The organism is Pseudomonas sp. PDM09 (assembly GCF_014852305.1).
Lineage (GTDB): Bacteria > Pseudomonadota > Gammaproteobacteria > Pseudomonadales > Pseudomonadaceae > Aquipseudomonas.
In genome coordinates this window covers 206268-226977 of sequence record NZ_JACVBI010000002.1, presented here as the reverse complement: position 1 = coordinate 226977, position 20710 = coordinate 206268, and the positions used below count along the sequence as shown (strand labels likewise).

Here is a 20710-nt window from a genome sequence, read left to right as displayed (position 1 = left end):
AAACGCCCGAGCGAGGCATGCTAGCACAGATGAACGGTCGTCGCGGTGGCAAGGTTTTCTGCTGGGGCAAATCACGCATTTTTATGCCAGAGTGCTGAACTTGAACCTCGCTTTACCCCTCAGATAACAAGACATTGACCCAAAAGGAGCATCCCAGCATGCGTCTGAATCGTTTATTCGCCATCGTCGCACCCGTCGTCCTGTTGCTGCCGCTGGCTGCCCATGCCGATTGGCCAAAGGGCGAGCGCGAGAAATACATGGCTCAGTGCACTCAGGCGGCCACTCCGCAGATCGGCGCTGCGGCAGCCAAGTCACACTGCGCATGTGGTGCCGACGCTATCAAATCGTACCCGGCCAGCGACATTCAGGCTCTGATGGACAATAAGGCCAGTCCGGATTTGCAACAAAAGGCGCTGGGTCAGATAGCCAAATGCAAGGCCAATGCACCGGCGAAAAAGTGAGAAAAAAAACCTTTTGACTCGGCCCAACGCTGATAAAAAAGGATGAATTTCAGCTTTTCCGTACGATTTACGAAGGTTTTTCAGCTTTTTTTATTGTCTTTACTTTCGGCTGAAAGCCTTTTAAACCGGGGCTTTCAGCCACGCAAAGCAACAAAGAAAACACGACTGTAGGGCAAACAGCACCGCCGGGGGGCTCCCAAAGCGAACATTTCGACTATGATACTCCGGTGTGCCCAGTTGGCCTGAGCAGCACAGTACTACTGAAAATATATGTTTCTTGGAGATACACCATGTCTAATCGCCAAACCGGCACCGTTAAATGGTTCAACGATGAAAAAGGCTTCGGCTTCATCACTCCTCAAGGTGGCGGTGACGACCTGTTCGTACACTTCAAAGCTATCGAAAGCGACGGTTTCAAAAGCCTGAAAGAAGGCCAGACCGTTTCCTTCGTGGCTGAGAAAGGCCAAAAGGGTATGCAAGCTGCACAAGTCCGCCCAGAGTAATTTTCTGGCGCACTAAAAAAACCCCGTCCATGTGACGGGGTTTTTTATGGTCGAAACAAAAGCCTGAAGCAATCAGCCGCAATTGACGCGGGTGACCACCAGGTTGTTGTCGGTGTTCAGGTTCAGGCGATCAGAGCGGTATTCCAGGGTCACCATATCATTGGGCTTGAGGAACCGGGCATTCTGCGCGCCTGAGCGGGTACGTGCCTGCTCCAGCAATTGGGGCGAAGCCTTTTTGCCAATGGTGAATTCGGCAGCTTTGGCTTCACAACGGCTGTGGCCGGTATCGGTCGCCACGGGGTCCTTTGCCGACTCGGTGGACGTACTGCTGCAACCGGCCAGCAGAGTGGCGGCCAACAAAGTACCCAATGACGCGAGCTTCCAAGGCATGAAGCCTCCTTTTTTCAATAGTTAAGCTGAGATCGTGCGACCGCCATTTCGGCGTTTGGTTTCAAGATGAGTACCATCGCCCCGCCCTCGATCCGGACAGCGACGAGTTTGCCTGAGCATCACCCTGTCGTTCATCATTCAATCGTGACTGAATATGAACAGCGATCAATAGACGTCGATGTAGTCGAAAGGCGGTTTCGGCCAGTTCTCCTTGAGCGCATTGAAAATCTGCATCACCCAGACCTCATCGCTGGCCGCGACCAATCCGACATAACCGGAACCCTTGGCCCAGGTTTCCAGGCGAAACAGCAACCCGTCGATGTCCGTACCGCCCACAATACCCGAGGAAATGTAGGCGATACCGCCCTTGGTGACCCGCAACTGAGTGTGTTCATCGTCGCTGGCAGAGGCCAGCAACTGACGCACCGCTTCGAGGGTCAAGCCGTCGGGAGTGTTCAAATCGATCTGCACAGCACGGTCCTTGAAAATTCGTCAAAGACCAAGTGTCGCATAGCCCTCCCCTCATGCCTAAGTCGGAGTGCCAAACGCCGCGCAAAATGGTTAACTCGATACTCAGCCTTTCCGACTTCACGAGCGCCATCATGACCACCGTAAGCATCGACGCCGACATCAAAGCCAAGTGGCCACAAGGCCACAGCTCTTACAGCCCGGGTAGCCCGGAAGAGCTGGCAATCATTGGTATCGATTTGCTGGTCAAGGAACTGGGAACACAAGCCGCACAGACATTCATCAAACAGGTTCTCGAGAAGTACCCCGCCGACTATAAGGGCGCAACAGAGACCGAGTAGCGCAAAAAAAACCGCAGGCTGACACCTGCGGGCCTATGACTTACTTCAAACGAGACAGACGCTGGGTCAACAGGTCGAAGAAGCCCTGAGCGTCGCCGCTTTCAACCCAGAAGGCATTTTTCGGTGCCTTCAGCCCGTCATACCAGTCGACAATGGTCTGGCCGAAGGTCGGCCCTTCGCGGCTATCAACCACGACGTTGACCGAACGCCCCGTGAACAGCTCTGGCTTGAGCAGGTAAGCGATGACCGTGGCGTCATGCACCGGGCCACCCGGAATGCCGTAATGCTCCATGTCGCCTTTGACGTATTCGTTGAGAATATTGCCTACCAGTTTGCTGGCATTATTGTTCAGAGCGGCGATTTGCTTCAGGCGCGCTTCACTGGTCAGGATCTTGTGGGTCACGTCCAGCGGCAGGTAGGTCAGCTTGACGCCACTTTTGAGCACCACTTCCGCAGCCTGAGGGTCGGCGAACAGGTTGAATTCGGCCACAGGGGTAATGTTGCCGCCATTGAAATGCGCACCGCCCATGATCACCACTTCCTTGATGCCCTGAACGATTTCAGGCTCCTGGATCAGCGCCAGCGCCAGGTTGGTCTGTGGACCGAGCATGGCGATGGTGATGCTTTGGGGTTTGGCGGTCTTCAGGGTATCGATCAGATAATTGACCGCATTGCCTTCGGCCAGGCCTTTCTTCGGTTCGTGCACCGTGACACCCGACAGGCCTTCCTTGCCGTGGATATTCTCGGCATAAATCGGCGTGCGCATCATTGGTTTCGGCGCGCCCGCGTAAACAGGCACCTCCTCGCGCCCTGCCCACTCGCGGGCGAGACGCGCATTACGCGAAGTCTTGTCCAGACGCACGTTGCCCGCAACGGTGGTCAGCGCACGAATATTCAACTCCTCCGGCGATGCCAGGGCAAACAGCAAGGCGACCACATCATCGGCCCCCGGATCGGTGTCGATGATCAAGTCGATCTTTTCCGCCGCTTGGGCGCTTGTTGCGGTAATCAGGGACAAAAGCAGCAGACTCCGAAGCAGATGGTGCAGTTTCTGAGCATAGCGTTGCATAGGGCACTCCTTGTGCGTGGGAAGAACGGAAAGTTAGAACGTTACTCCAGCCACCAAAACGATGTTGCAGTACGGCTGACATTCGCCTGTACGAATAATCGCCCGTGCTTGTCGGCTGAGCACTTTGAATTGGTCATGACTGAGCAGCTCGCGCCGCCCCAGTACACCGTCGGCATTCAGCTCATCCAGCGCGCTCAAGGCCGACGGCTTCTTATCCAGAATCTCATGGGCCAGCACATGGCTTTCGACCTGCATTTCGCTCAGCACAACCTTCAAGGTACTGACGAAGTCTGGAATACCGTGGGTCAAAGCCAGGTCGATCAATTCGACGCCGGGCGGAACCGGTAGGCCGGCATCGCCGATCACCACCGTGTCGCCATGGCCCAGGGAGGCGATCAGCCGCGACAGCGCGACGTTGAGCAAAGGAGTCTTTTTCATGGTGCTTTAAAGGCCTGTACATCGGACAAGGTGGGAATCGAAGGTTGCGCACCAGCCCGGGTGACCGACAGCGCTGCGGCGACCTGGCCGAAACGGATCGCATCGGCCTCGCTTTTGCCGGCCGCCAGCGCCGCGGCGAAACCACCGACGAACGTGTCGCCGGCTGCGGTGGTATCGACCGCCTTCACTTTCGCTGCCGGGAAATGCTCGAAGCGTTGGCCATCGGCGAACAGTGATCCTTGAGAACCCAGGGTGATGATCACTTTGCCGGCGCCCATGGCGATCAAGCGGGTGGCGGCGGTTTCGGCGGTGCTCAGGGAGTCCACCGGCAAACCGCTCAGGGCCGAGGCTTCGCTTTCGTTGGGGATCAGGTAATCGATGGCCGCATACCAATCCGCCGGCAGCGGGCGACTGGCCGGCGCCGGATTGAGAATCACGGTTTTACCCAGCTCACGACCGCGCTTCAGAGCATGGCCAACCGTGGCATCCGGAACTTCCAGCTGACAGATGATGACATCCGCCGCTTGTAACACCGCGTCAAAACGGTCGATCACTTCGGGTGTGAGCGCACCGTTGGCACCGGCAACAATCACGATCGCGTTCTGACTGTTGTCATCGACCACGATCAACGCTACGCCACTGGAATCTTCGACCGTGCTGACCGCCTGGCAATCGATCTGTTCGGCCAACAACGCCCCGCGCAGCGCTTCGCCATAGGCGTCATTGCCGACACAACCGACCATCGACACCTGCGCCCCCAGCCGCGCCGCAGCCACGGCCTGGTTCGCGCCCTTGCCGCCGGAAACCGTAGCAAACGATTCGCCAATCAGCGTTTCACCACCACGGGGCAGCCGTGGTGCCCGGGTTACCAGGTCCATGTTCAGGCTGCCTATTACCACTACTTTTGCTGGCATACATCACTACTCGTCAATTCTGTTTCTGCGGTGCTTTTTATTTCAGCGGTATTGGGAAAATGTACTGGCCAGCGGCGCAGTCGATTCACGCAGGACAATACTGGGCGTCACGATGCGCTGATCGGTTGCCAGATCCGGCGTGGCAATCCTGCGCAACAGCACTTCGGCCGCCATCTCGCCAAGCTGCAGGATCGATTGACCAACGGTGGTCAGCGCCGGATAGACGTAACGGCTCATCTGGATGTCGTCGAAGCCGATCACCGACAACTCGGTGGGCACACGAATATTGCGCTCGGCAGCGGCGCGCAACACACCGATGCCAATCATGTCGTTACCGGCGAAGATCGCGCTGGGCGGGTTGTTTTCCAGCAGTATCGCGGCGGCGTTGTAACCGCCCGTGCTGGTGAAGTCGCTTTCCAGCATGCGCTCGCGCGGCACTTCGATGCCTGCCTCTTTCAAGGCGCGGCAATAACCGGCCAGACGCATCTGCGCCACGCTGGTACTCCCCGGCCCGCCAATCGTGGCGATGTCCCGATGCCCCAGATCCAGCAGGTGTCGGGTCGCCAGGTAGGCACCGTATTCATGATCGATGCGCACCAGATCGGCATCGAGACCTTCGAGCCCACGGTCGACGATTACCATCGGCGTGCGCACCCCCGCCAGACCTTCGGCCAGACCGCTATCCCCCCCGGCTGAGGCAACGATCAGGCCGTCAATGCGTTTTTCCAGCAACACGCGAAGGTAGCTGCGTTGCTTGTCCGGGTTGTCGTCGGAGTTGCAGAGGATGACGCAATAGCCGTTGCGCTCGCAGTAATCCTCGATGCCACGGGCCAACTCGGCGAAGTACGGGTTGAGGCTGTTGGGCACCAGCAGACCGATGGTCGCGGTGGTTTTCGCTTTCAACGACCGGGCCACGGCACTGGGCACGTAGTCGAGGCTTTTGATCGCCGCCTCGACCTTGACCCGTACTTCTTCACTGACCGGCCGCGTCTTGTTCACCACGTGGGAAACCGTGGTGTAGGAAATGCCCGCGAGTGCCGCTACATCCTTGATTGTTGCCATGACTCAGGTCCGCCGGCTTGCGCGCTGACTGCGATAAGTATCAAGCACCACCGCCACCACGATCACCGCACCGGTGATGATGCGCTTGGTGGGTTCGGTCGCGCCGATCTGCGCCAGACCGGCCGCCAGTACCGAGATGATAAGGACGCCAAAGAATGTACTGATGACCGAACCGCGCCCGCCCATCAGGCTGGTGCCGCCGATCACGACAGCGGCAATCACTTGCAATTCCAGACCGGAGCCGGCGTTCGGGTCTGCCGCTTCCAGGCGCGAAATCTGAAACAACGCAGCGATACCGGCCAACAGCCCCATCAGACTGAAGACCAGGATCTTGTAGGGCTTCGGATTGATCCCCGCCAGACGCACTGCCTCTTCGTTGGTGCCGATGCCGATGAGGTAACGACCGAACACCGTACGCGTCAGCACAGCCTGGGCGATGAAGATAATCAGCAAGGCAATGATAAATGACGGGGAGATGCCGAAGGCGATCGGGTTGGACAGCCAGGCGAAGGCATCACCGATGTAGGCAGTGCGCGAACCAGTCATTTGATACGCCAGGCCTCGCGCCATCTCCAGCACGCCGAGGGACACGATGAACGATGGAATCCGCCAGGCCACGGTGATCGAGCCGGTAATTGTCCCGGCCAATGCCGCTACCGCCATGCCAAGCAAGGCCGCAGGCAAGACGCTCCAGCCCCAACCGAGAATCGCCACGCTGACCGCCGAGGCCGCGAGCGCCAGTACCGACCCCACCGACAAGTCGATACCGCCGATGATCAATACGAAGGTCATGCCGACCGCCAACACCATCAAATCGGGAATCTGGTTGGCCAGGGTGCTGAAGGTGTCGTAGGACAGGAAATGGCTGCTCAGGATCGAGAACAGCGCGACCATCGCCAGCAAGGCACCGGCCAGGCCCAGATAAGTGCCGAGGCCGTAAAAATTGCCACTACGTTTGCCGGCCAAAGATGCAGTATTCATGGAAGATCCCTAGGCGCTGCTTCGTTGAGCAGCGCATCACGTTTTTGGTAGCCGGCGAAAGCGGCGGCAAGCAAATCATCCTGGGTCCAGCTGTCACGCTCGAAGGTGTCAATCAGACGCCCTGCCGACAACACACCGATGCGATCGCAGATCAGCATCAGTTCGCGCAGGTCGCTGGACACCACTACCAGCGCCTTGCCCCGACGGGTCAACTCACCGAGTAATGCGTAGATATCGAACTTGGCGCCGACGTCGATGCCACGGGTCGGCTCGTCGAACAGCATCACCGTGCAGTCGCGTTCGAGCCAGCGGCCGATCACGACTTTCTGCTGATTGCCGCCGGACAATTCCGAGACCAATTGCGTCGGGCTGGAACTGCGAATGCGCATGGCGTTGATCTGACGCTGGGCCAGAGACATCTCGTCACCGTTGTTGACGAAGCCACCGCTGGAAATCACCGGCATATTGCCCAAGGCGATGTTGGCGCTGATCGATTGTGTCAGCAGCAGGCCTTCGCCTTTGCGGTCTTCGGTGATCAGCGCGATGCCGTGACCAACCGCGTCGGCCGGAGAACGAATACTCACCACCTGAGCCGACGCGCCCAGCGCGACGGTGCCGCTGTCGGCTGTATCGGCGCCGAAGATCAAGCGCAGCAACTCGGTGCGCCCTGCCCCGATCAATCCGGAAATCCCGAAAATCTCACCGGCGCGCACTTCGAAAGACACGTCGCAGACTTTGTCGGAACGGGTCAGCCCTTTGACCGTCAAGGCCGGCGCGCCGATCTTGCGCGGCCCCATGTCGATGTGCTCGCCCAATTCACGGCCGACCATCAGGGTGACCAGTTGCTCGCTGTTGTAATTGGCCATCGGCTCGACACAGACCAGGTTGCCGTCGCGCAATACCGCGATGCGCTGGGCCACCCTTGCCAGTTCTTCGAGGCGGTGGGAAATGTAGATGATCGACACGCCACGAGCCTGCAGGCGAGTGATCTGCTCGAACAGCATTTCGACTTCACGGGCCGTGAGCATTGCTGTCGGCTCGTCGAGAATCAGCACGTGGCAATCGCCGATCAGGTTGCGAGCGATCTCGACCATTTGCTGATGACCAATACCTAGTTCACCAACCAAAGTATCCGGATCGATGGCGTCCAAGCCGACCTGGGCCATGGCCTCGATCGCCGCCTTGCGCAATTGCTTGCGGCTGATCCAGCCACCATGGCTGGGCAGGTTGTCGAGAAACAGGTTTTCCGCTACCGACAATGTCGGCAACAGATTGAGTTCTTGCATGACCATGCGGATGCCCAGCTCTTCGGCCTGGCTCCGGCTGCCGGGACGGTAATCCTGCCCCTGGAATTGCATCTGGCCGGTGGTCGGCGTGACCAGTCCGCCAATGATTTTCGACAACGTGCTTTTACCGGCACCATTCTCACCGGTCAGCGCCAGCACTTCACCGCGCATCAGCGTCAGATCGATACCGGTGAGGACAGGTTGGGCATAGGTTTTACCGATACCGCTGACCGAGAGGACAGCGTTCGGGGCGCAAACGGACATAAAAACTCTCCATGTGCTCGCCCCAGGAGGCGAGCACCGTTGTGTCGCCAGAAAGACTACTTGGTAACCAGCTCTACCGGAGTTTCGATGACGCCGTTGGCGCCGCTATCGACTGTCTCGCCCTTGATGATTTTCAGCGCAGTCTCGATGCCGAATACCGCTTGGCGGGCAGCGAACTGGTCGGCGGTGGCCAGGACACGGCCATCCTTGAGCATTGGCTTGATGGCGTTGATGTTGTCGTAACCGACCACTTGCACCTTGCCGGCCTTGCCCGCCGCGCGCACGGCAGATACCGCGCCGACCGCCATACTGTCGTTGCCGGCCAACAGAGCCTTGATGTTCGGGTATTCGCTGAGCATCGACGAGGCAACTTTGCCGCCCTTGTCGATTTCCCAATCACCGGATTGCAGGGACACGACTTTGATCTGCGCCGCTTCCATCGCATCCTTGAAGCCCGCCGTGCGCTGTTGCGCATTGGTGGTGGTGGAAACGCCTTCAATGATGCCGACTTCATCACCAGCCTTCAGCTGTTTGGCCAGGTACTCACCCACCAGACGCGCACCTTTGCGGTTATCCGGGCCTACGAATGGAACGGTGATGTTTTTGCTTTTGACCACGGCCGGGTCCAGCTGGTTATCGATGTTGATCACGGTGATGCCGGCGTCGACCGCTTTCTTGATGACCGGAACCATGGCCTTGGAATCTGCCGGAGCGATGACCAATGCGTTGACTTTGGACAAAATCATTTGCTCGACGATACGCGTCTGGCCGGCCGTGTCCGTTTCGTCCTTGATGCCGTTGGAGATCAGCTCGAAGTCGCCGGAGTGGTCTTTCTGGTAAGCCTTGGCGCCGTCTTCCATGGTCAGGAAGAATTCGTTGGCCAGGGATTTCATGACCAATGCGACTTTAGGTTTTTCAGGGGTTTCGGCGAAAGCCGAAGAGACGGGCAACGCGGCGGATGCGGCAGCCAGCATTGCGACAGCGAGAAGACGTCCAGCGAATGGCAGCTTCATGGGTTCACTCCGATCTTATGATTATTCTGAGCAATGCTTGCGCTGGACTCTGCCCCTACGGGATCAAGCCATCAAGGGTGACCGCGCAAACGTTTGCGTAGACCAAACTATGCGAACCCTATCGAGATTTGTCAACGACCCGTTTTGTGTCCCGACCGGCAAAAGTCAACCCTGCCTCACGCCGTAGTGCTGACCAGATTGCCGCTGCTGGAACCCTTGGCCAGCTCTTTGACCAGATTGCCTGTCACTTGCGCGAGCGCACCGCTGGTATCGGCGATTTGCCCCTGAATCGACATGACAGCGGTGGCTTTGGCTTCCGGGGTCGGATAATTCGCTGCCTGAGTGGCCGCCAGTTGTTGCTGCTGTTCGCGCAGTTGCTGCTGAAGTTCCTGCATGCGTTTGAGCAGTACCTGCACCGCAATACTTTGATTGCTGCTTTTTTCGGACTTGCTTTCGCCCTGAGTCTGCGCACCGCCACCGGTTCTGACTTGGTTGTCACTACCCGCCTCTTCACCCAGCGCTTGGGTTGAGGCGTCGGACGTCGCTTCACTCAAGGCGTTGACAGTCGCCGGAGACTTGCCCGCGATAGTGATGGCACCTGCATTTGGAAAACCGACAGCAAACGACATGTGTGAACTCCTGGAAAAATTTGATCCCTGTTAAAGGAGCATCGACCTGTGCGGGAGTTTCTTTAGCACTGATTTTCGATTTCGCAAGGTGACTTTCTTAATGGAGGTCGGAGAGCCGAACGCAAAAGCAACCCATGTTCGGGAACCCGGACGAGCAAGTGCGAACACTTTTCCAGATATTTCAATAATTTATATAAAAATCATGAGGTTAAAAGATCTACTTGTTGAATGTCAGGCTGGTACAGATCCTGCTCTTCTCCTACACCCCCGGCGTTCAGATCTGCTTGGGGGCGTGTCTAGATGAACCTGCATCCGCAACGTTTCACTACGAGAGAAAACAATAATGAAATCTGCCTTCAACACTTTTATTCCGGGCGCTTTGGCCCTGCTATTGCTTCTGCCCACCGCCCTTCAGGCAAAAGAAGTCGAAACCCAACAGAAATTGGCAAACGTGGTGATCCTGGCCACTGGCGGCACCATTGCCGGCGCGGGTGCCAGTGCCGCCAACAGCGCCACCTATCAAGCGGCGAAAGTCGGTATCGAACAGTTGATCGCAGGGGTTCCGGAACTGAGCCAATTGGCCAACGTTCGCGGCGAACAGGTCATGCAGATCGCGTCCGAAAGCATCACCAACGACAACCTGCTGCAACTGGGCCGTCGCGTGGCTGAACTGGCCGACAGCAAAGACGTCGATGGCATTGTCATCACCCACGGCACCGACACGCTGGAAGAAACCGCTTACTTCCTCAATCTGGTGGAAAAAACCGACAAGCCGATCATCGTCGTAGGCTCTATGCGCCCTGGCACCGCCATGTCGGCCGACGGCATGCTGAACCTGTACAACGCCGTCGCCGTGGCCAGCAGTAAAGACGCACGCGGCAAAGGCGTACTGGTGACCATGAACGATGAAATCCAGTCGGGTCGCGATGTCAGCAAAATGATCAACATCAAGACCGAGGCATTCAAAAGTGCCTGGGGCCCACTGGGCATGGTGGTCGAAGGCAAATCCTACTGGTTCCGCTTGCCAGCCAAGCGCCACACCATGGATTCGGAATTCGACATCAAAACCATCAAGAGCCTGGCCGACGTCGAAATCGCCTATTCCTATGGCAACGTCAGCGACACCGCCTACAAAGCCCTGGCTCAATCGGGCGCCAAAGCCATCATCCACGCCGGTACCGGCAATGGCTCGGTCTCGTCCCGCGTGGTTCCCGCCCTGCAAGCCCTGCGCAAGGACGGCGTACATATCATTCGTTCTTCCCACGTCAACGCCGGTGGTTTCGTACTGCGTAACGCCGAACAGCCTGACGACAAGTACGACTGGGTTGTGGCTAACGACCTGAACCCGCAAAAAGCCCGCATCCTGGCCATGGTCGCGCTGACCAAGACCAACGACAGCAAAGAGCTGCAACGGATGTTCTGGGAATACTGATCCGCCCTCGCCCGACCTGTTCTGGTCGGGCATCGCTGCCACCACTCGCCAGCCTTGGTGAGTGGTTCACGACCTATTCCGATAAAAAATTTCCCATCGTCCTACACCAAGCGGAAAAAACTACTGTCAGAGGATTTTCTTGAATTTTAAGCAGTTGCGAAAATGCTTACAGTTAAATACTGTATGCCCGTACAGCTTAATAAGGATAATTCCGTGGCCACTACCTCTGTCTCTCCTGATACCTATGAACGCCTGGGTATGCGCGTTCAGAAAATCATCAATTCCCCCACCGCTCAAAAAGCCAAAGCGGCACTGATCTTCCGTCTTCCAGATGAACCGGTGGATGAGTGGGAACGCTTGCTCGAAGAAATCGACGAGAACGATAACGTCACCCTCGCCCATCGCGACGATGGCGGTGTGCAGATTTTCTGGGTTGTGCCAAAGGAAGACTGAGTCAATGAGTGTCCGCTGGTTTGCTTTACTGCTGCTGTTCATCACCCTCGGCGCCCAGGCTGGCGCCCCACGCACCTTCAACGAAGCCAAGAAAGTCGCGTGGAAGTTGTACGCGCCGCAATCCACCGAGTTTTATTGCGGCTGCAAATACACCGGCAACCGCGTGGACTTGGCCGCCTGCGGCTATGTGCCGCGCAAAAACGCCAAACGAGCCTCGCGCATCGAGTGGGAACACATTGTCCCGGCCTGGCAGATCGGCCATCAGCGCGAATGCTGGCAACAAGGCGGTCGCAAGAACTGCACACGGTACGACCCGACCTATCAGAAAGCCGAGGCCGATCTGCACAATCTGGTGCCGAGCATCGGCGAGGTGAATGGAGATCGCAGCAACTTCAGCTTCGGCTGGTTGCCCGTGCAAACCGGTCAATACGGTTCGTGCCTGACACAGGTCGACTTCAAGGCGAAGAAGGTCATGCCCCGTCCTTCCATTCGCGGCATGATCGCCCGGACTTATTTCTACATGAGTAAGCAATACGGCTTGCGCCTGTCAAAACAGGATCGGCAACTGTATGAAGCCTGGAATAAAACCTATCCGGTACAGGCCTGGGAACGTCAACGCAATCAGAGCGTTGCGTGCGTGATGGGGCGCGGCAACGAGTTTGTCGGCCCGGTGGACATGAAAACCTGCGGCTGACCGGCCGCTGAAAACACAAAGGCCTGGAGCATCACACCTCAGGCCTTTGTTCGTTTCTAACCGCTGTTTTTGTTTATTGAGCCGTCGGATGTTCGACCACCAGCGCCTCGATATTCCTTTTCTTTGCCCGGGTGAGCGCTGCCGTCACCTCAGCTTGCTTGTCTTGTGCCTCGGTTTTCGAATTGAACGGCCCTATCAGGATACGAACCTTTCCGTTCTCCCTGATGACGCTGGAAACGAAGCTATGCTCAATCAACCAGCCGCTCAGGTCGCTGACCGCCTGGGGGGTTTCGCCGCGTACCTCGACGTCCCATTGTGGACCGGTTGTCGCTGCGGGCACGGAGGCGACTGCCGGTTGCGGCTTTTGAGCGTCAACCCCCTTACCTTCACCGCACCCGGCCAACGTCAATACTGCGATTACCAAGGCCATTTTGCGCACAACGCTTCCCTCTGAATGCTGAAAGCGGCGATTTTAACACTCATGGATCCTGCTCGAGCGCCGCAAAATGGGCGCAAAACAACGAGAATGATGGTTGCGGCCTCTGTATAGTTACGCCTTGGGAATTAATGCAGCATCTGCGCGTCAGAAAGAGGCACCCAAACTGCGAGACTTCGCACTAATCTATACCTATACCGACCTCTGCACTGTCCGAATCAGGTGCCCCACAAAGCAATCAAGGAGAAAACCATGCTGATACTCACCCGCAAAGTCGGTGAAAGCATAAACATCGGTGACAATATTACGATCACCATTCTGGGCGTTAGCGGCCAGCAAGTCAGGATTGGCATCAACGCCCCGAAAGACGTTGCGGTGCATCGCGAAGAAATCTACCAACGCATTCAGGCCGGCCTGACCGCCCCAGACAAACCGCAAACACCCTGAATCCTGCTGTGGTCAGTAGCCAGCCCATTCTGCCTCGAATAACGGCTGGCTAAAGATTCAAGCACCGCATCGCCCTCTGCCCAGCCTCTTTGCGATACCGCCGCAACGTGGAGCCGATACTACCGCCCATCTCATGCCATGACTGTCAGACGTTTCGGATTTGCAGCGAGAAAGAGCTTCCTCATTCCTGGCTAACCAAACGTTACCCCACGCGCCATGCCCGTGGCAGCTACGACCATCAGCACCAGTAGCAGCGCTTCGATATGACTGATACGGGCAAACAGCGTTGCGCGCCCGGTATCGATAGCCGCCCCACGCCCCAGCGCAATCCGCCATTTGATCAGCGTCACCATCGGCGCAATTTCAAGCAACAGGATAAGGACGAAGAGCGTCATTTTGAGATGAAACAGCGGTTGGTGAAGATAGTAATCAGTGCCTTTTTCATACCCACCAAAAGCTCGCATCCCTCCCGTGACCAAGAGAATGACTGCAGAGATCCCCCACAGATTATCCGCAACCAAAACGCTGCGTGCCTCCCCTGTCCCGGCAATCAGACGACGTAAAGCCGTACCGCGGGTCAGTACCGCCCAGAAGCCTAGCGAAAAGGCCAAGAGGTGAATCACCGCCAGAAACCAGTGAGCCAGCATCGACATACTCCTTACAGACGAAGTTGAAACAGCCCTACAGTAGTAGTTCATCGGAGGATATTTGCCCAAAAGCACGTGGTTCCGCTGATACACCGCCATCGACATGAGGTCACTATGCGTAAGGATTACCTGGCTTTCTTTATCTCGCTGTTCCTGTCCCGGCTGGCTGACCAGATCCTGCTGTTCATCGTCCCGCTGATTGTCTTTCAGACCACCAACAGTGTCGCTTTGGCCGGCCTGGCTTTTTTTGCCGAGTCGTTGCCGCGCTTTCTGGCATTTCCCGTATGCGGTGCACTGTGCGACAAGTTTTCGCCCATTCGCATCCTGCACATCAGCCAGGTCTACCGTGCAGCGGCCTGCGTCGCAGCCGTGGCACTGTATGGTGTGTTTGATGGCATCTACTGGATCGTGATTCTGTCCGTGCTGTGCGGCGTGCTGACCACCCAGGGCATCATGGCCCGCGAAGTGGTCATGCCCTACATTTTCAAGCAATACACCTACACCAAGACCCTCTCCTATTCGCAGATCGCCGATCAGGCCGGGCTGGTGCTTGGCCCACTGATCGCGGCGCTGATGCTGGAAGTCTGGGCGTGGCACTGGGTGGTGCTGGGGATTGCCGGGCTGTTTCTGCTAGCTGATCTGGCGATGTTGATCTGGCAACGCACCAGCTCGATCACTCTGGAGTCATTCGAGCAACATCAGGACATCTGGCTGCAACCGCTACGCATTGCATACGGGCATATTCGCGACCTGGCGGAACTGCAGAAGGTGATCAGCCTGGCGGTGGGCGTGAACCTGATCATCGGCATCACCCTGGCCACATCAGCAGCCATGGTGATCGGCCAATACAGCGCCAGCAAAGACTTTTATGCAGGACTGCAAGCCGCCGGGGCGGTGACCACCATCGTCATTCTGTTCTTCCTGGCGCGGGTGACCTTACCGATGAGAGTACTGGGAGTCGTTTCTTATACGATGATTGCCGCCGGCGCTCTGACCACTGCCTTCAGTCCGAACGCTTGGGAGTATGCCATCGGCTTCCTGCTGATTGTCGGTTTCGACAAGATGTTCAACGTATACATACGCAGCATCCGCCAGCGGGTGATTCCGCCCAAGGACTTCGGCAAGACCGTGGGCGTCATTACCTTGCTGAACAATCTTTCTCAACCATTGGCCGGATTGCTGATCGCCTTGTTGGCCGCCCCTCTGGGAGTACAGAAAGTCATTCTGCTGCTGGCGGTGATCACTGGCTTGATCGGGGTGGGCGTGGTGCTTTTCGCCAGGGCGAGCAATGCAACTGCTGTCCCACTGCCCGATTCAATTGGTAAATAGCGGGCGCAAAAAAACCGGGCTCCTGATGGATACCCGGCTTGAGAGCCTTTGACTCAATGCGTTCTTTTTGAAATCGAAGTGCGAGCGTTGCTCAACCCTTTCGTGTTGTTATCGCCAGGCCTGGAGGCCGAAATGGCAGAGGCCTTCGCCACTCCTCGCGTATCCTTGGAGTGGGCAATGCCCGAAGTGACTGAACCACGGCCGCGATCACCGTTACGATCGCTACCGTAGTGGTTGCCACTGAGACCATGGTCGCGGACGGCTTTGCCTTCATGATCGCTACTTAAGCCTGCGCCGTGACCATTGCTGCTGACGCCGCCAGAATGGCCGGAATTACCGCCGCCACCATGACCGCCGCCGTTACCACCACCGTTACCGCCGCCATTGCCACCGCCGTTACCACCACCGCCACCGCCACCATCCTTCGCGTAGGCGGAACTCATGATGGACAGATCAGCGGGCAATAATGGGGCGGCTGCAAGCATCAGCACGCAGGACATGACAGCTGCAAAACTCTTGTTTTTTAATAACATGGGTGGGTTCCGTGAGGTTGATATCGCACGGAGTAATTGACTGTTTCGGCGCCACACAGTTCAAAGGTTGGCGACCAGCGGGCAGGCAATGTGCAGTTATCGAACAATGCACATTGCTTCCCGTAATTTTGCCAATCGCTATGCGGCGAGGGAGCGGTTGGAATTTGTCGCTTTCATATCAATCGAACGCGCCATTGAGAACTTCATAGATGATTCCGGTAGCGATCGCTACCAATATCAAATCAGTGCCAGCCTGGCGCCACTCGTAGCCATCGTAATGCGGAAGCCTGCCGAGCAATCGGCCATCGAGTTTTTTGGCGATCCCCGGCGGTAGCGGTTTTCCACGGGCGAGGTTTTTTTGAATGCCGGGTGGCAAGGCGGGCCCGGGGCTCCAGTAGTCGCGATAACCACCCAGGATACCGAGGACACTTCCGTGGTTGATGCTCGGGCCGTGACTCCAATCGTCACCCCCTGAACCTTTGCCTTTGTTTCCATGGCTGGCGTTGCCATGGTCCTGGATGTTTTGTGGATTTCCCTTGCCGCTTCCCTGGCCCTTCCCGTTTCCCGGGTCGGCCAATGCAGTCATTGAACCGGACGCCAAGGCAAGACACGTCATAGCGGCAATCAACGAGCGAGATCTAAACATATCCGTTCTCTCAGAAAGGGGATGCCCCCTGCAATGTATAGACGGTTATGGCTGTGTTAGTTCAGAAACTCTGTTCGCTGGAGGTGGCGCCATCGGCTCAAGTTAAATCGACAACAAAAAAGGGCCCACCTTTCGGTGAGCCCTTCTAGACCGCCCAGCAGAGCGGATTTTGTTTGGTAGGCGCGATTGGACTCGAACCAACGACCCCCACCATGTCAAGGTGGTGCTCTAACCAACTGAGCTACGTGCCTGCTGTGAGGCGGCATTCTACGGAATTCCGAAGGGGTGTCAACACCTTTTTTTCACCTAACCCTATGAATATGCAAAATATTTAATTTTGCTGTGGCAAAGAAGATTTTCCGCTGGCTGGCGGTCGTTTTTTAACTCGGGTAGGATCGATGCACTCGTAAAATATATTAAACAGAGGCTGCAGGATGGCGAACACTCCCTACCCAGAGTCCTATTACGCTGCGTCGGCCAATGTAGCGCCGCCGCGCCCGGCCTTGCAGGATGATGTAGAGACTGATGTCTGTGTCATCGGCGCCGGTTATACCGGCCTGTCCTCTGCCCTGTTTTTGCTGGAGAGCGGTTTTCGGGTAACGGTCCTGGAAGCCGCCAAAGTGGGATTTGGCGCATCAGGGCGCAACGGTGGCCAGATCGTTAATAGCTACAGCCGCGATATCGATGTGATCGAGCGCAGTGTCGGCCCCAAGCAAGCTCAGCTATTGGGGCAAATGGCGTTCGAGGGTGGGCGGATCATTCGTGAGCGGGTGGTCAAATACAACATCCAGTGCGACTTGAAGGACGGCGGCGTGTTCGCCGCCATTACTGCCAAGCAGATGGGCCATCTGGAATCCCAGAAACGGCTGTGGGAGCGTTTTGGTCACACGCAACTTGAGTTGCTGGATCAGCGTCGCATCCGCGAAGTGGTGGCTTGCGATCAATACGTCGGCGGCATGCTCGACATGAGCGGCGGGCATATGCATCCGCTCAACCTTGCCCTCGGCGAGGCAGCAGCCGTGGAGTCGTTGGGTGGCACTATTTACGAGCAGTCGCCAGCGGTGCGCATCGAGCGCGGCGCCAATCCGGTAGTGCATACGCCTCAAGGCAAGGTCAGGGCCAAATTCATCATCGTCGCCGGCAACGCGTACATCGGCAACCTCGTGCCGGAGCTGGCGGCCAAGTCGATGCCCTGCGGGACTCAAGTGATCGCCACCGAACCCTTGGGCGATGAATTGGCCAAGCGCCTGTTGCCTCAGGACTATTGCGTCGAAGACTGTAACTACCTGCTCGACTACTACCGCCTGAGCGCTGACAAACGCCTGATTTTCGGCGGCGGTGTGGTCTATGGCGCACGCGATCCGGCGAACATCGAGGCGATCATTCGACCGAAGATGCTCAAGGCCTTCCCGCAGCTCAAGGACGTGAAAATCGATTACGCCTGGACCGGCAATTTCCTGCTGACCCTGTCGCGACTTCCCCAGGTCGGACGGCTGGGCGACAACATCTACTATTCCCAGGGTTGCAGCGGCCATGGCGTAACGTATACGCACCTGGCGGGCAAGGTACTGGCCGAAGCATTGCGTGGCCAGGCCGAGCGCTTCGACGCCTTTGCCGACCTGCCCCACTACCCATTCCCTGGCGGGCAATTGCTGCGTACACCATTCGCTGCATTGGGCGCCTGGTATTACGGATTGCGGGACAAGTTCGGATACTGATCGATAGAGGTAAAGGTGCCAGCGAAGGCGTCATTCCGTACGCCTTCGCCGGTAAGCCTGACTCCTACGAAAGCGGTTCATTCTCTGGCATTAGCTGAACGCGCCCCTTCGCTGATTCAGAAGTCGACTGTCGCTGAAAGCAGGTAGGTGCGCGGTGTCGCGAGCGTCAAGCCAGGCTCGCTGTCATCCGAGGCCCCGGCCGAACTCCAGTAGCGTTTGTCCGCCACGTTCTCGACATTGGCACGCAGGGTGATGTTCTTTTCGTCGACCTTGAACGCATAGCGCGCACCCACGTCGAAACGCTCCCAAGCGTCGATTTCCTTGTTGTTGGACTGGTCCAGATACTGCGAGCTGGAATAGAGGCCGCGGCTGGTCAGGGTCAGGCCCTGCATGGTCGGTACATCCCACTCGGCGCCCAGGTTGACGTTGTATTTCGGCGTGGCCGGTGCCCGGTTGCCGTCATAGGTGCCATTGGTGGTATTGGTCAACTCGCTGTCGATATACATGACACCGCCGAGCAGACGAAAACCATCGAGCGGTTCACCGAACACACTCAGTTCCACACCCGTGTTCTCACGTTTGCCGTTCGGGCCGAAAACCCGCGTCGTGGCGTTGGTCTCATAGGCCGGCTGCTTGATCCGGAACACCGCGGCAGTCACGGCGAACGCACCCGCGTCATACTTGGCGCCAACCTCGACCTGACGGCTGATGAACGGCGGGAATATCTCGTCCTCGTTCACAGAGGTCGACGGCGCGATCTTGCCCTGGCTCAGGCCCTCCATGTAGTTGGCATACAGCGACAGCTTATCGGTTGCCTTAAACAGGATGCCCCCCGACGGCGATACCTTTTCTTCATCGTAGGCCGTGGCGCCTTTGACATCATCCGTCCAGTCATCAACCTTCACACGCTGCCAGCGGGCGCCGAGGGTCAGCAAAAGCCGGTCATCGAAGAAGCCCAGAGTGTCGGACAACGCCACGCCGCTGAAGCGGTTTTCGGTGTAGACCTTCGAATCGAGTCGAGTGGGTCTGACAGGTGTTGGTGTTTCCACGGGGTCGTAGAGGTTGCTGCGGGCCGCGGCATAACGGGCGCCGCCATTTTCGAAGTCCATGTAGAAATAGCTGGCGGCCAGATTGACTTCATGGCTCACCGGGCCGGTATGAAACCAGTTGCGCACCCCTGCCGTGGCCGTCCGGACATTTTCGTCACGGGTGAAGTCACGCGGCTGGACGCTGAAATCGCCGGCGTCGTTGGTGACCGCAACGGCATGCCGGAGGAAGTCATGGTTGCTTTTACGCGCGCCCACACCGCCGTACAGCATGACAGAATCGCTGACATCGAATTCGCCGTTCACCACCCCGAACGTGTCGTTGGTACTCGCCTTGCTCCAGGGCTGCGCATAGTTGTCGCGCACATCGTTCGCATTCGGCACCTTGGCATTGGCGCCGACCTGCACGCGCTCCTGAGGGGCGTCGGTATCACGCTCGGTGCGCCCGATGTCCGTCGAGAGTCGCAGGCGTTCACCGCGAAAATCCAGGCCCAGCACGGCCATCTCGCGATCGACACTCTGGTGATCCCACTCGGTGTCGCCGGACTGCTTCACGCCGTTGAAACGAATACCGAATTTATTGTCCTCACCAAAGCGCCGACCGACATCCACAGCACCGCCGACCTGGTTGTCGGAAGCGTAGCTACCGGTGAACGAAGTGATGGGCTTGTCGGTCGCGCGCTTGGGCACCACGTTGATCCCGCCACCCACACTGCCCCGCGGCGAGATGCCATTGATGAGCTGGCTCGGGCCTTTGATGATGTCGACGCGGTCGGCCATCTCCATGTCGATCGTATAGGTCGGCAGGACGCCGTAGAGACCGTTGTAGGCGACATCACTGTTGAACAGGCTGAGCCCGCGAATGGTGAACTGCTCATAACGCCCACCCGCCGGGTTGGTGGCGCGAACCGAAGGATCACTGGCGATCAGGTCGCCCAAGGTACGAGCCTGCAGGTTTTTGACCGCCTCGCCGGTGTAGGTGGTCATGCTGAACGGCGTTTCCATGAAGTCTTTCGAGCCCAACAAGCCTTGCGAACCTCGGCGCGCGACCTGACCTCCGGCATACACCTCGCCGTCCGCCCCGCCCGTGGCACCGAGAATCGAGGTGGGGGCCAGTTGCAGGCTGCTGCCTTCTGGCGCCGGGGTCAGGATGTAGGCCTGTTCGCCCACCGGCTGCAACTGCAGACCAGAACCCTGCAATAGCCGGGCAAAGCCCTCCTCGACCGCGAATTCGCCGGAAAGACCAGGACTGGTGCGACCACCCACCAGCGCCGGGTCTACCGAGAGATTGACGCCAGACAGACCGGCGAAGCGGGTCAGCGCATCGCTCAGGCTGCCGGCAGGCACCTGATAATTGCGCCGGGCACTGTCTTCGGCCCAACTGGCTGTGATGAACAACGGACTGGCACTCAGGCCCAGCAACAGGCTCAGGTGCAACAACGGACGCAGGCGGGAAGAAACCGGACGCGGACAGCAAGGTATTACTGCGGGCATTGAAATAGCTCTCTTG

Annotated in this window: 24 protein-coding genes and 1 tRNA gene; 9 read left to right on the top strand and 16 right to left on the bottom strand. The window is 57.7% G+C overall.

The window, feature by feature from the left end; genetic code table 11:
• Positions 1-158 precede the first annotated feature (158 nt).
• Together IB250_RS05710 and IB250_RS05705 are read left to right on the top strand one after the other, a co-directional pair.
• Complete coding sequence (locus IB250_RS05710) at positions 159-461, top strand: hypothetical protein (protein ID WP_123498778.1); 303 nt, start codon at positions 159-161, stop codon at positions 459-461.
• A gap of 290 nt (positions 462-751) precedes the next feature.
• Positions 752-964, top strand: a complete 213-nt coding sequence (locus tag IB250_RS05705; RefSeq protein WP_003179963.1) for a cold-shock protein — start codon at positions 752-754, stop codon at positions 962-964.
• Between the two features lie 72 nt (positions 965-1036).
• Here the strand turns inward: IB250_RS05705 and IB250_RS05700 are convergent, their stop codons facing one another.
• Entirely contained in the window at positions 1037-1354 is a 318-nt protein-coding gene (locus tag IB250_RS05700) for an I78 family peptidase inhibitor (RefSeq protein ID WP_192343342.1), read from the bottom strand.
• A 165-nt stretch (positions 1355-1519) separates the two neighbouring features.
• Entirely contained in the window at positions 1520-1825 is a 306-nt protein-coding gene (locus IB250_RS05695; protein ID WP_008075867.1) for a hypothetical protein, read from the bottom strand.
• A gap of 131 nt (positions 1826-1956) precedes the next feature.
• Here IB250_RS05695 and IB250_RS05690 point away from each other — a divergent pair, with 131 nt between their 5' ends.
• The gene (locus IB250_RS05690; RefSeq protein ID WP_063340416.1) at positions 1957-2163 is read left to right on the top strand and encodes a hypothetical protein; all 207 of its coding nucleotides are present in this window, start codon (positions 1957-1959) and stop codon (positions 2161-2163) included.
• A gap of 40 nt (positions 2164-2203) precedes the next feature.
• Here the strand turns inward: IB250_RS05690 and IB250_RS05685 are convergent, their stop codons facing one another.
• From IB250_RS05685 to IB250_RS05650, 8 genes are all read right to left on the bottom strand, one after another.
• Entirely contained in the window at positions 2204-3232 is a 1029-nt protein-coding gene (locus IB250_RS05685) for a nucleoside hydrolase (RefSeq protein WP_192343341.1), read from the bottom strand.
• Between the two features lie 33 nt (positions 3233-3265).
• Positions 3266-3670: a D-ribose pyranase gene (gene rbsD, locus IB250_RS05680; RefSeq protein WP_123498772.1), complete on the bottom strand. Its 405-nt coding sequence runs from the start codon at positions 3668-3670 to the stop codon at positions 3266-3268.
• A complete protein-coding gene (gene rbsK / locus IB250_RS05675; protein WP_192343340.1) occupies positions 3667-4584 on the bottom strand; it encodes a ribokinase in 918 nt (305 codons plus the stop codon). The genes rbsD and rbsK overlap by 4 nt, the downstream gene beginning before the upstream one ends.
• A 42-nt stretch (positions 4585-4626) precedes the next feature.
• Positions 4627-5646 (bottom strand): LacI family DNA-binding transcriptional regulator, encoded by a 1020-nt coding sequence (locus IB250_RS05670; protein ID WP_192343339.1) that lies wholly within the window; start codon positions 5644-5646, stop codon positions 4627-4629.
• Between the two features lie 3 nt (positions 5647-5649).
• Positions 5650-6627: an ABC transporter permease gene (locus tag IB250_RS05665; protein ID WP_095052164.1), complete on the bottom strand. Its 978-nt coding sequence runs from the start codon at positions 6625-6627 to the stop codon at positions 5650-5652.
• Positions 6624-8177 carry a sugar ABC transporter ATP-binding protein gene (locus IB250_RS05660; RefSeq protein ID WP_192343338.1) on the bottom strand — a complete coding sequence of 518 codons (1554 nt, stop codon included), beginning with the start codon at positions 8175-8177 and terminating at the stop codon, positions 6624-6626. The genes IB250_RS05665 and IB250_RS05660 overlap by 4 nt, the downstream gene beginning before the upstream one ends.
• 56 nt (positions 8178-8233) lie before the next feature.
• The gene (locus tag IB250_RS05655) at positions 8234-9190 is read right to left on the bottom strand and encodes a sugar ABC transporter substrate-binding protein (RefSeq protein WP_008075878.1); all 957 of its coding nucleotides are present in this window, start codon (positions 9188-9190) and stop codon (positions 8234-8236) included.
• A gap of 176 nt (positions 9191-9366) precedes the next feature.
• On the bottom strand, positions 9367-9819 hold the full coding sequence (locus tag IB250_RS05650) for a hypothetical protein (RefSeq protein ID WP_192343337.1): 453 nt from the start codon (positions 9817-9819) through the stop codon (positions 9367-9369).
• A 343-nt stretch (positions 9820-10162) separates the two neighbouring features.
• Between IB250_RS05650 and IB250_RS05645 the strand changes: the two genes are divergently transcribed.
• The 3 genes from IB250_RS05645 (at position 10163) to IB250_RS05635 (ending at position 12398) form a co-directional block, all read left to right on the top strand.
• Entirely contained in the window at positions 10163-11251 is a 1089-nt protein-coding gene (locus IB250_RS05645; protein ID WP_192343336.1) for an asparaginase, read from the top strand.
• 162 nt (positions 11252-11413) lie between these two features.
• A complete protein-coding gene (locus IB250_RS05640; protein ID WP_192343335.1) occupies positions 11414-11704 on the top strand; it encodes a DUF1654 domain-containing protein in 291 nt (96 codons plus the stop codon).
• 4 nt (positions 11705-11708) lie between these two features.
• Positions 11709-12398: an endonuclease gene (locus tag IB250_RS05635; RefSeq protein WP_008007243.1), complete on the top strand. Its 690-nt coding sequence runs from the start codon at positions 11709-11711 to the stop codon at positions 12396-12398.
• Between the two features lie 73 nt (positions 12399-12471).
• On the opposite strand, the gene IB250_RS05630 is transcribed toward IB250_RS05635, so the two are convergent.
• Positions 12472-12837, bottom strand: coding sequence for an SPOR domain-containing protein (locus IB250_RS05630; protein ID WP_192343334.1), 366 nt, complete (start codon positions 12835-12837; stop codon positions 12472-12474).
• A gap of 249 nt (positions 12838-13086) precedes the next feature.
• Here IB250_RS05630 and csrA point away from each other — a divergent pair, with 249 nt between their 5' ends.
• On the top strand, positions 13087-13281 hold the full coding sequence (gene csrA, locus IB250_RS05625; protein WP_007905913.1) for a carbon storage regulator CsrA: 195 nt from the start codon (positions 13087-13089) through the stop codon (positions 13279-13281).
• Positions 13282-13472: 191 nt separating this feature from the next.
• Here the strand turns inward: csrA and IB250_RS05620 are convergent, their stop codons facing one another.
• Positions 13473-13928 (bottom strand): DUF2214 family protein, encoded by a 456-nt coding sequence (locus tag IB250_RS05620; protein ID WP_192343333.1) that lies wholly within the window; start codon positions 13926-13928, stop codon positions 13473-13475.
• Between the two features lie 114 nt (positions 13929-14042).
• On the opposite strand from IB250_RS05620, the gene IB250_RS05615 reads away from it, so the two are divergent.
• Positions 14043-15257: an MFS transporter gene (locus IB250_RS05615; protein ID WP_192343332.1), complete on the top strand. Its 1215-nt coding sequence runs from the start codon at positions 14043-14045 to the stop codon at positions 15255-15257.
• A 53-nt stretch (positions 15258-15310) separates the two neighbouring features.
• Here IB250_RS05615 and IB250_RS05610 read toward each other — a convergent pair whose 3' ends face one another.
• From IB250_RS05610 to IB250_RS05600, 3 genes are all read right to left on the bottom strand, one after another.
• On the bottom strand, positions 15311-15790 hold the full coding sequence (locus IB250_RS05610) for a hypothetical protein (protein ID WP_192343814.1): 480 nt from the start codon (positions 15788-15790) through the stop codon (positions 15311-15313).
• 178 nt (positions 15791-15968) lie between these two features.
• Positions 15969-16436 carry an anti-virulence regulator CigR family protein gene (locus tag IB250_RS05605; RefSeq protein WP_192343331.1) on the bottom strand — a complete coding sequence of 156 codons (468 nt, stop codon included), beginning with the start codon at positions 16434-16436 and terminating at the stop codon, positions 15969-15971.
• A 174-nt stretch (positions 16437-16610) separates the two neighbouring features.
• Positions 16611-16687 (bottom strand) — tRNA-Val (locus IB250_RS05600).
• Between the two features lie 183 nt (positions 16688-16870).
• Here IB250_RS05600 and IB250_RS05595 point away from each other — a divergent pair.
• Positions 16871-18154 carry an NAD(P)/FAD-dependent oxidoreductase gene (locus IB250_RS05595; RefSeq protein WP_192343330.1) on the top strand — a complete coding sequence of 428 codons (1284 nt, stop codon included), beginning with the start codon at positions 16871-16873 and terminating at the stop codon, positions 18152-18154.
• A gap of 116 nt (positions 18155-18270) precedes the next feature.
• On the opposite strand, the gene IB250_RS05590 is transcribed toward IB250_RS05595, so the two are convergent.
• A complete protein-coding gene (locus IB250_RS05590; RefSeq protein ID WP_192343329.1) occupies positions 18271-20694 on the bottom strand; it encodes a TonB-dependent receptor in 2424 nt (807 codons plus the stop codon).
• Positions 20695-20710 lie beyond the last annotated feature (16 nt).